This is a genomic window from uncultured Acetatifactor sp. (genome assembly GCF_948601915.1).
Taxonomy (GTDB): Bacteria; Bacillota; Clostridia; order Lachnospirales; family Lachnospiraceae; genus Acetatifactor.
Genome location: NZ_CAPDXS010000014.1, coordinates 21,485 through 31,520 on the forward strand (window position 1 = coordinate 21,485; position 10,036 = coordinate 31,520).

Here is a 10,036-nt window from a genome sequence, read left to right on the forward strand (position 1 = left end):
GGATATGGTAAGCTATAAGGGCATACCGGGAAAGGGGGCGGATTCATGGGCAACCGAAGAAGATTTCAGACCACAGGCATCTGCGTGCCCAGGCTTCACTACATGGTGGATGTCAGCAATGTCGTAGAGCAGATTGCAAGGGACTATGTGGAGAACGGAGAATATTTCACCATAAACCGAGCCAGGCAGTTCGGAAAGACGACTACTATGGAACAGCTGTGCGTCAGGCTGAAGCGGGATTACATTGTGCTGCCCATCAGCTTCGAGGCTGCGGACGACTGTTTTGTTTCCCTCTATGCCTTCGCCCGGGGACTTACGAATAAAGTGGAGGTGGCCCTGGAGGAAAATGAGGTCCCGGAGGAAGCGGCCGATATCTGGCGGGAGCCCATATCGGTAGAGCTCCCCCTGGATTCCCTGAACCGAAAGATCACGAGGTTCTGCAGGGCCTGTAAAAGGCCGGTGGTCCTGACGGTGGATGAGGTGGATAAAAGCGCGGACAATCAGATTTTCCTTTCTTTTCTGGGGCTGCTGCGGGAGAAGTACCTCGCCCAGGCGGCCGGCAGAGACCGGTCCTTCCGGTCGGTGATTTTAGCGGGAGTATATGATATCAAAAACCTCAAACTGAAATTCCGCAGCGGGGAGGAGCCGAAATACAATAGTCCGTGGAACATAGCGGCCGATTTTACGGTGGACATGAGCTTTTCCAGAGAGGGCATTGCCGGAATGCTTTCAGAGTATGAGAAGGATTGCCATACCGGAATGGATGTAGAGGGAATCGCAGATCTGATTTATTCTTATACGAAGGGGTATCCTTATCTGGTTTCCTATGTATGTAAATGCGTGGATGAGAAAATAGCCGGAAGCGAAGAGTTCCCCGCCCCCGGGGCTGCATGGACGAAAAACGGGATTCTGGCCGCGGTGAGGCAGTTGGTAAAGGGACCTAATATGCTGTATGACGATATGGTCAAGCATGTGGAGGAGTACCCTGAACTGCATGGGATGCTGGGAAATATTCTGTTCGGCGGGCAGGACTACCCTTACCATGAATATGACAGAAGTGTCAGTATCGGGAAAATGTTCGGGTTCATCGTGAACCGGAATGGCAGCGTGGCAGTGGCCAACCGGATTTTTGAGAGCCAGCTGTATGATTATTTCCTGGCGGAGGAGACCAGGGAAAACGACCTGCAGCGGGAGGGGCAGCCTGAAAAGTGCCAGTTTATCCACAACGGCCGGCTGGATATGGACCTGGTGATGCGCAAGTTCTATGAATATTACACGAGCCTGTACTCAAAAGAGGACGAGAAATTCGTTGAGAAGTACGGGCGGAAGATATTCCTGATGTACCTCAGGCCGATCATCAATGGCGTGGGCAACTATTATGTGGAGGATCAGAGCCGGACGAGGCTACGCTCCGACATCGTGGTGGATTACGGAGGGGAGCAGTATATCATTGAGTGTAAGAGCTGGCGCGGAGAGGCTTATCACCAGCGCGGAATGGAGCAACTGGGAGATTACCTGGAGGCCTATGGAGCCCGCAAGGGATACCTCCTGAGCTTCGATTTCAGCAAGAAGAAAAAAGCCGGGATAAAGGAAGCGGCTTGGGGCGGAAAGAGGATATTGGAGATAGTCGTCTGAGCGATGGCGCGGGCTGCCTTTTTGTGGCGGCCTGCGCCATTTTGCCACCGCAGCGGGGGCAACGGATCGGTTTCCGGTTTGCTATAATGTCTTTATAACAAATGTGAAGGAGGCATTGATATGAAAACATGGAAATTGGTATCCGGTATCCTGTCCACAGTCCTGTTCCTGGTGGTGGCTTTCCAGTCCTGCGCCGCCGGAGTGGCGGATGCCATTGCCGGGCTGGGCGGAACCGGCGGGGGCGCGGGGATTCTTGTGGGGATACTGATGCTGTCGGGCGGGATCGTGTCCATTTCCACGCGCGGCTCCCAGAAGAAAGGCGGGGACATCGCCCTGATTGTGCTGTACGGGCTTGCGGCCCTCATCGGCTTCGCGGGCTTTGGGATTTATAAGGATTTGATCGTATGGTCGATCTGGTGCCTTGTGTGCGCTGCTCTGGCATTCGTCTCCAGCAGGAAGAAGTAGGCGGACAAGGCATAAGAAAAGGGGACTGGCAGAGGCAGTCTCTTTTTTGACCACATATTTCCGGTCTGAATGGCGAAATTCAGAGCAAGACAGTGTCATACATCGTCAAAACCATGACAAAGAAGAAAAGGAGCAGGAAATCCACAATCGCGATGCCCAATATGCGCAGGGCCAGGTTCCGGCTCCGGCAAAGCGGGGTGCGGGCGTGTATGCCCCTGTAATCTGCCGAGAAGAAAGTGGCGCTTAAAAAGAACAGCAGGGAGAGGATGCGCTCCAGCTGCTGCCTGGGGCCGGATACGCCCTCCACCTCCATGGTCAGGCATGCCCAGAACATCATGGGATACCCGATTGCACCCAGGAGCATGAAGAGCACGTTCTGTCTGCGGAAGCCCGGCGGCAGGAAGGATTTCCAGCCATCCGCATCTGTCTGCCGCCGGGATTTCCGCTGCCAGCTTTCCAGGGCTTTCTGCACATCCGGTGCGGAGGAATACCGCTCTGAGCGCTCCATCATGATACATCTGCGTATGATGGAGGCCAGTGGGCCGGAGACCGTGCATTCGTGGGAAAGCTCTCCGGAGAGCAGCAGGTTCATGAGGATGCCCAGGGCATAGATGTCCGTCTGGGCGTCGGAGGCGCCGAAGCCGTATTGCTCCGGCGCGGCAAAGCCGGGCGTGCCCATGAGCACGGTATCCTTTGCCGAAGCGCCTCCGGCGCATTTTGCGGCATTGAAGTCGAGGAGCTTCAGGATGCCGTCTGAGGTGACGATGATGTTGGCCGGCTTTAAGTCGCGGTGGATGATAGGGGGATTGCAGCTGTGCAGGGAATGGAGGATGCCGCACAGCTGTACCATGTACTCCACGACCTGAGCCTCCGGCAGGGCCTTTTGGGCATCCAGGAGCTCCTGAAGACTGGTGCCGGGGATGTACTCCTCTATCAGGGTCAATACGGCATCCTCCTCCACGGCTTCGTAGATGCGGGGGATGCCGGGCAGGGGATGCTCCATGAGTTGCCGGAATACAGAAATGTTATATACGCTCAATAGTTTTTGGACATAAAACTTCCCGGTCTCCTGATGCTGGATCAGGCAGATGCCATGCTCCGGATTAATGTCGGCTACCTTTCTGTAATAGGACAGGGCAAGGGAATCTGCGAGCGTCATGGGAATCCTCCTTGGCAGAAGCTGTTTGATTTATTATAATCTGTCACAGGGAGGAGCGCAAGCCAAAGATACCAAAGGGTTGGAAAAAGCATAAAACATACTGCTATCAGGAGAAGGATAAAATGAACGACAAATCAACCGAGAAACTGGAAGATATCCTAAAGAACGCCTACACCTTCGAAGCCGGAAAATACCTGAAGGAGAACGAAGAAAGCCTCCTGCGGGAGGACAGGCCCTTCTGCGCCTACATAAAGGAACTGATCCGGGAGAAGAACCTGCGACAGCAGGACATCTTCATCCAGGCCGACATCCCGGAACGCTATGGCTACAAGCTCCTCTCCGGGGAGAAGCGCACCCGCCAAAGGGACGTGATACTGCGCATCTGCTATGCCGCGGAGCTGACGCTGGAGGAGACCCAGCACGCCCTGATGCTCTATGGCATGTCCCCGCTGTACGCAAGGATTCCCCGGGATGCCGTCCTGATGATAGCTTTCAACCGCCACGCCGGCAATATCCTGGACGTGAACGCCATGCTGAAGGAGCAGGGCATGGAGCTGCTGCGCACCAGCGGAGCACAGGAGTAAGACAAAAACACGAAAGTGAGGGAAGCAATATGGCTAAAGTATGCCCAAAGTGCGGGAGGGAGTTTGAGAACAGCCGTGTAAAATGTCCGATATGTAAAATCGATTTGGTCAGTGACGGAATCGACAACTCGGAATCCGCAAGGATGGAGAGGCTGGAAAGATTGCGGCAGCAGCAAGGGAGGGGACAGGGGGCACAGCCGAGGCAGACACGGACGGCAGCGCAGATAAGGCAGAATAGCGGAGGGACAACGGCGGCTCAAAGGAGCCTCCCGGCGGCTCCCATAAAGGATGGGCCGTCCGGCTTGAGCATCACAGCATTGGTGTTTTCATTGTTAGGGTGCTTTTCCGTGGTCGGGCTTGTGCTTGGGATTGTGGACCTGTGCATCAATAAGCACAGGAAGAAAGTCTGCTCTGTTCTTGCATTGGTGTTTTCAGGACTTTGGATAATCGGTATGGCGGCTTTTTTCGGAGGCAGCGATACCCCGAACAGACCAAAGATAGCGGGCAATAACAATTCTCCTAAGCAGTATTCGGTCGGAAATACAATTTCAGGAGATGATTGGAAGATCAAGTTGGAATCTGCGAAAATGTATGATGAGATAAGCGGGGAATATTATAATGATGTCCCGGCGGATGGGAAGAAATATCTTGTTCTGTTCTTTGAGGTAGAAAATGTTTCAAACAAGGACGATTATTTCAACTACCTCTTCCTGGAATCCTACTTGGATGGATACAGTACAAGCCCTGTCATAACAGTGAATGATTCAGAGGGATATGGAGAACTGGCAGGAGATGTCGCGGCGGGCAAGAAGATGAAAGGATGTCTGAAATATGAAGTCAGCCCAAGCTGGAGCGAACTGGAGGTTTCTTACAAGGAATGGATAGGGACTTCTGACAAAATCGCTACATTTGTCGTGACGCCAGATAAAGTGAGGTAAGGGTATCGATAAGAAATCGAATATCGGACAATATGGCGGCAAGCCTCTGCCGTTACCATGCTGCTGCAGGAGAAATGCAATGGACATGGATGAAAAACTCCGGGAACCCGCCCGCAGGCGGACTTCCCGGAGTTTCGCATACATGAATATCAGGCCCGGCCAGATTTTACATCTGCCCGTCCGCGGCTGACCCTGCCTGGTCGGGATCCACTGCCGTGTGCTCGCAGCTATTGTAGCGGAGCTGTAGGAACTGGGCGCGGTCCTTGTTGTAGAGCTTCTTCAGCTCATCGGAATAGCCCACCACCACCCAGGGAAGCGTGGCGTTGAAGTAGTTCAGCATATCCTGGGACACGGCCTCGTTGGCCACGGAGAAGGTAAGGCCCTTGGGAGCGGTCTCGCCGTACACCATCACATTGTAGGTGGTGCCGGTCTTGACGCCGTTGGTGCGGTGGGTCACGGTATTCTGGTAAGCCCACATCATCTTGTTGTTGGGAATCGCCCTGGGGACGGAGCCCGACATATAGTAGGTCATCAGCTTGCCCACCCGCAGCGTGCCCTTCTTGTCGAAGAACTTGGCGTTCCTGAAATCGGATTCGACAGAGCTTTCCGTGAAGCCCGCGTCCGCGATGTCCTTGTGGAGCTTCTTCAGGGAGCCGCCGCTGGCCGCGCTGGCGATCCGGATGATGCCGTAGATCAGGAGGACGACGCCCGCCACGAACAGCACTACGTAGATCATGGTGGCGGGCTGCCAGATGTAATCAATGTAATAAGGAAGCGTCTCCGCCTCGATATCTTCATCCGTCCAATCGACATCCTTGAAGAAATCCTTGAAATAATACATCTCTTCGCTGTCCAGCTTCTTGATTTTGCCGTAGAAGGTCATGGGAGTGGTCTCGCGGCCCTCCGCGGTGGCCATTGCCATGGCATCCAATTCGCTTCCGTATCTGGCGGGAACCTTGATGGACAGGAAGCGGTCGTCCATAGCCTCGCCGTCCCTGGTCAGGATGATGTAATAGTAATCTGTGGTAGTGGTGGCATGGGTCTTGGTGTTCTCGGAATACGCTTTCAGATAGCAGCCGAAATTGTAGGCCAAATCGATTTTTACCACTTGATCTCTGATCTCCTCCGGCGCCAGGCTTGCGAAATCCGTATAGCCTGTGACCACCTGGAGCGCGTCCATGGCATTCCACCCCGCCAGCCCCAGACCTGCCAGGATCAGGATGATGGACCAGGCGAGAGTGCTCTTCAATGCCCGTTTCTTCAACTCTTCAAACATGTTTTTTCCCTCCGAATTATTTATAAAAATATGTAAAAAAAGTTATCTCCATTCTATCACCAGCATTTTGAAACCGCAAGATGCAGCTTATATAATTTTTTATAAAAAATAAAGACAAATTTTACACTATCGGGAGGCGCCTTAGACGGAAAGGCCCACAGTTCCTCAAATAGCTTGAAAAAGCCGTGGAATCTGCTATAATGGGAAGGATGATGGAAAGCGGCTCTGGGAATCCGTAAGGAGAAGCGGAAAATAACAGGAAAGGGAGAGGAAACGGAATGAAATTCAAGGATATGCCATATGAGCGCGTGGACTTTGAGCAGGTGGAGCAGGAGATGAGGGCCCTGATGGAGGCCTTCGACAGCGCGAAGGACGGCGAGGAGCAGTTCGCGGTGCATCAGAAATATTATGCCCTGACGGACAGGGTGGGCACCCAGATGACCATCGCCCACATCCGCTACGACGCGGACACCACGGACGAATTCTACAGCGCGGAGCATGATTACTACAATGAGAAATCCCCCATCTACCACAATCTGGCCCTGGAGTATGAGAAGAAGCTCTACGCCTCCCCTTACCGGGACAAGCTGGTGGAGAAGATCGGCCCCGTGGCCTTCAAGAACATGGAGATCGCCCAGAAGGCCATGGACGAGCGGCTGATTCCCCTGATGCAGGAGGAGAACAATCTCACCACCGAGTACAGCAAGCTGATCGCGGGCGCCAAGATTCCCTTTGACGGGCAGGAATTGAACTTGTCCCTGCTGCGCCCCTACACGGTGCACCAGGACAGGAGCGTGCGCGCCGCCGCCTGGAAGGCCCAGAGCGAATTCTTCGCCGCCAACGCCCAGACCCTGGACGAGATTTACGACAAGCTGGTGAAGAACCGCACCGCCCAGGCCAGGGCGCTGGGGTACGACAATTACCTGGAGCTGGGGTACTACCGCATGTGCCGCAACTGCTACGGGCGTGAGGAAGTGGAGAACTTCCGGAAGCAGGTGAAGGAGGATTTCGTGCCCTTCGCCGAGAAGCTCCACGACCGCAGGAGGCAGCGCCTGGGCCTGGAGAAGCTCAGCTGCATCGACACGGCCGTCTACTTTAAGGAAGGCAATCCCGCGCCCCTGGGCACGCCCCAGGAGATCCTGGAGGCCGGGCGGAAGATGTACGGCGAGCTCTCCCCGGAGACAAGGGAATTCTACGATTTCATGATGGAAAATGAACTGTTCGACGTGCTTGGGCGCAAGACCAAGCGGGCCGGGGGCTACATGACCTATATGCCTGTGTACCAGGCTCCCTTCGTGTTCGCCAATTTCAACGGCACCAGCGGGGACGTGGACGTGATCACCCACGAGTGCGGCCACGCGTTCCAGGGGTGGCTCTCCGGCAAGGATCCGATCAGGGAACACTCCGACATCACCATGGAGACCGCGGAGATTCACTCCATGTCCATGGAGTTCTTCGCCCAGGAATGGATGCCCCTGTTCTTCGGGGAGCGGGCCCGGGACTATATCGAGATGCACTTGGAGGACGCGGCGGCCTTCATCCCCTACGGCTGCATGGTGGACGAATTCCAGCACATCGCCTACGGGAACCCGGACATGACCCCGGCCCAGCGCCACGAAGCCTGGCTTGCGCTGGAGCGGCAGTACAGGCCCCACCAGGACTACGGCGACGATCCCTTCTTCGGGAAGGGCGGCTTCTGGCAGAGGCAGCAGCATATCTACACCTCCCCTCTGTACTACATCGACTACAGCCTGGCCCAGAGCTGCGCGCTGCAGTACAAGGTGAAGATGGATGCGGATTTTGAGGGGGCCTGGGCCAGCTATCTGAAGCTTTGCAGGCTCTCCGCCAGCGATTTCTTCACGAATATGGTAAAGGAAGTGGGCCTGGACAGCCCCTTTGAGGCCGGCTGCATGAAAAATATCGTGGAAAAGCTTGAAAAATATGTGAAATAGCTTTTCGGACGCGCGAAATCATGGTAAAATAAGTCGGTATCGGCGGCAAGGGCTGATATGCGATACGGGACCGGACGGAAACCGGGAAGGAACCGGACAGGAACTGGAACGGACAGGAACTGGAACCGGACAGGAACTGGAAATAAGAAAGGAGACATTCGGCATGTCCAAGAAAGAGACACAGAATGCAGATCAGACACCGGAAAAGGTGATGACGAAATATGATTTGAAGATGCAGCGGAGAAAGGAGGAGAAGGAAAGGGCGGAGAAGAGCAGGCGCAGGGACAATATCCTGGGCATCGTGATCGTGGCGGCGCTTGTGTGCCTGGTGGCGTCCTTCCCCATCCGCAACTACCTCACGGTGCACGGCAGCTACGTGAAGGTGAACGGAGAGGACGTATCCAAGGTGGAGTTCGACTACAATTACAATGTGGCGGTGAGCAATTACCTGAGCCAGTACGCCTATTACCTGTACATGATGGGCATAGACCCCACCAGCGACTTCACCTCCCAGATGTATTCCGATACCCTGACCTGGGGAGACTATTTCCAGCAGATGGCCGTGGAGAACATGATCAGGAACAAGAGCCTGCTGGCGGCGGCAAAGGCGGAGGGCTTCGCCTACGATACCGCCGAGGATTACGCCATGTACAGGGAGTCCCTGGAGAAAGCGGCTTCCGAGAACAACGCCACGGCGAAGAGCTACCTGAAGGAGCTGTACGGCCCCTATGCCACGGAGTCCAGGCTGAAGCCCTATGTGGAGGAGACTCTGTACCTGGCGGGGTATTATGACGAGCTGTCCGAGCGCCAGACCCCTTCCATGGAGGATATCCAGGCCTATTATGAAGAGAACAAGGCCAGTTATGATTCCGTGGACTATTATCTGATGACCGTGGACGCGGAGCTGCCCACCGAGCCCACAGAGCTGGCGGATCCCGTGGAGGAGACCGAGGGCGAAGAGGAGGCCGGGGCAGAGAACGGCGCCGAGGGCGGGGAGGAGCAGGCCTACCAGCCCTCTGAGGCGGAGATAGAGGCGGCCATGGCGGAGGCCAAGGAGAAGGCCGACGGGGCAGTGGACACCGTGAAGGCAGACGGCGAGCTGCAGGAGAACGTGAAGAAGAGCGCCGCCACCTATCTGCTCCAGGACTGGCTGTTCGACGAGGAGAGGAAGGCCGGGGACTCCACGGTGATCGAGGACTCCACCGGGCACCGCTATTATGTGGTGGAATTCGCAGGCCGTTATCTGGACGAGGTGCTCTCCTCGGATATCCGGGTGGTGGTGACGGACGCGGAGAACGGACAGGCCATCCTGGACGAGTGGAGCGCGGGGGCTGCCACGGAGGAGAGCTTCGCGGAGCTGTGCGACAAGTACAACGACCCCGCCGTGACGGTGACGGAGGGCGGCCTGCTGGAGGCTGTGACATCCTCCTCCGTGCCGGCCGACATCAATGCCTGGATCCGTGACGAGGCCAGGGCTGTAGGTGACACGGCTGTCATTTCTCCGGAAGGGGAGGAGAACACCTTTGTGGTGTACTACAGCGGGACCAATGAGGCGGAGTGGATCCTGAGCATCCGCCAGACATTGATCGGCCAGCGGATGAACGAGTATGTGGAGGAGCTGACGGCCGACGGCAAGGTGGAGGATCCCAAGGGGAACCTGCGCTACCTGAAGGTGCAGGCGGAGGCGGAAGCCGCTGCCCAGGAATCCTCTGCGGCTGCCGAAGGGGAGGGCTCCTCAGAGGACGCAGGCTCTGAGGAAGGCTCCGAGGCCTCCGGCGATGCTGGGGAATCCTCAGAGGCCGCAGGCGCATCAGAAGAGACAGGAAGCCAGGAAGGCTCCGAAGCCTCCGACGGCGCTGAGGGCTCCTCAGAGGACGCAGGTTCTGAGGAAAGCTCCGAAGCCTCCGACGGCGCTGGGGAATCCTCAGAGGACACAGGCGCTGAAGAAGGCTCCGAAGCCTCCGATGGCGCTGAGGGCTCCTCAGAGGACGCAGGCTCTGAGGAAGGCTCCGAGGCCTCCGGCGATG

The 10,036-nt window shown here is 56.0% G+C and carries 8 protein-coding genes; 6 read left to right on the forward strand and 2 right to left on the reverse strand.

Annotation, left to right across the window (positions count from 1 at the left end; translation table 11 throughout):
- The first annotated feature begins 45 nt into the window (after positions 1 to 45).
- Positions 46 to 1,635 carry an ATP-binding protein gene (locus Q2B33_RS03940; RefSeq protein ID WP_300565947.1) on the forward strand — a complete coding sequence of 530 codons (1,590 nt, stop codon included), beginning with the start codon at positions 46 to 48 and terminating at the stop codon, positions 1,633 to 1,635.
- A gap of 120 nt (positions 1,636 to 1,755) precedes the next feature.
- Complete coding sequence (locus Q2B33_RS03945) at positions 1,756 to 2,100, forward strand: hypothetical protein (protein WP_300823117.1); 345 nt, start codon at positions 1,756 to 1,758, stop codon at positions 2,098 to 2,100.
- Between the two features lie 79 nt (positions 2,101 to 2,179).
- On the opposite strand, the gene Q2B33_RS03950 is transcribed toward Q2B33_RS03945, so the two are convergent.
- Positions 2,180 to 3,259, reverse strand: coding sequence for a serine/threonine-protein kinase (locus tag Q2B33_RS03950; RefSeq protein ID WP_300565951.1), 1,080 nt, complete (start codon positions 3,257 to 3,259; stop codon positions 2,180 to 2,182).
- A 122-nt stretch (positions 3,260 to 3,381) separates the two neighbouring features.
- Between Q2B33_RS03950 and Q2B33_RS03955 the strand changes: the two genes are divergently transcribed.
- Together Q2B33_RS03955 and Q2B33_RS03960 are read left to right on the forward strand one after the other, a co-directional pair.
- Positions 3,382 to 3,843, forward strand: a complete 462-nt coding sequence (locus Q2B33_RS03955) for a hypothetical protein (protein WP_296472910.1) — start codon at positions 3,382 to 3,384, stop codon at positions 3,841 to 3,843.
- Positions 3,844 to 3,872: 29 nt separating this feature from the next.
- Positions 3,873 to 4,781 (forward strand): DUF5067 domain-containing protein, encoded by a 909-nt coding sequence (locus tag Q2B33_RS03960; protein WP_300565953.1) that lies wholly within the window; start codon positions 3,873 to 3,875, stop codon positions 4,779 to 4,781.
- 166 nt (positions 4,782 to 4,947) lie between these two features.
- Here Q2B33_RS03960 and Q2B33_RS03965 read toward each other — a convergent pair whose 3' ends face one another.
- A complete protein-coding gene (locus tag Q2B33_RS03965) occupies positions 4,948 to 6,057 on the reverse strand; it encodes a DUF6709 family protein (RefSeq protein WP_300565955.1) in 1,110 nt (369 codons plus the stop codon).
- Between the two features lie 278 nt (positions 6,058 to 6,335).
- Between Q2B33_RS03965 and Q2B33_RS03970 the strand changes: the two genes are divergently transcribed.
- Together Q2B33_RS03970 and Q2B33_RS03975 are read left to right on the forward strand one after the other, a co-directional pair.
- A complete protein-coding gene (locus Q2B33_RS03970) occupies positions 6,336 to 8,009 on the forward strand; it encodes a M3 family oligoendopeptidase (protein ID WP_300565957.1) in 1,674 nt (557 codons plus the stop codon).
- Between the two features lie 163 nt (positions 8,010 to 8,172).
- The coding region (locus Q2B33_RS03975) for a hypothetical protein (RefSeq protein WP_300913873.1) at positions 8,173 to 10,036 on the forward strand (1,864 nt) is incomplete at its 3' end.

What these genes read in the sequence shown, in the direction of transcription:
- Q2B33_RS03965 (WP_300565955.1), bottom strand. Translation starts at nt 6,057, where the DNA reads ATGTTTGAAGAGTTGAAGAAACGGGCATTGAAGAGCACTCTCGCCTGG.
- Q2B33_RS03940 (WP_300565947.1), top strand. Translation starts at nt 46, where the DNA reads ATGGGCAACCGAAGAAGATTTCAGACCACAGGCATCTGCGTGCCCAGG.
- Q2B33_RS03970 (WP_300565957.1), top strand. Translation starts at nt 6,336, where the DNA reads ATGAAATTCAAGGATATGCCATATGAGCGCGTGGACTTTGAGCAGGTG.
- Q2B33_RS03955 (WP_296472910.1), top strand. Translation starts at nt 3,382, where the DNA reads ATGAACGACAAATCAACCGAGAAACTGGAAGATATCCTAAAGAACGCC.
- Q2B33_RS03950 (WP_300565951.1), bottom strand. Translation starts at nt 3,259, where the DNA reads ATGACGCTCGCAGATTCCCTTGCCCTGTCCTATTACAGAAAGGTAGCC.
- Q2B33_RS03960 (WP_300565953.1), top strand. Translation starts at nt 3,873, where the DNA reads ATGGCTAAAGTATGCCCAAAGTGCGGGAGGGAGTTTGAGAACAGCCGT.
- Q2B33_RS03945 (WP_300823117.1), top strand. Translation starts at nt 1,756, where the DNA reads ATGAAAACATGGAAATTGGTATCCGGTATCCTGTCCACAGTCCTGTTC.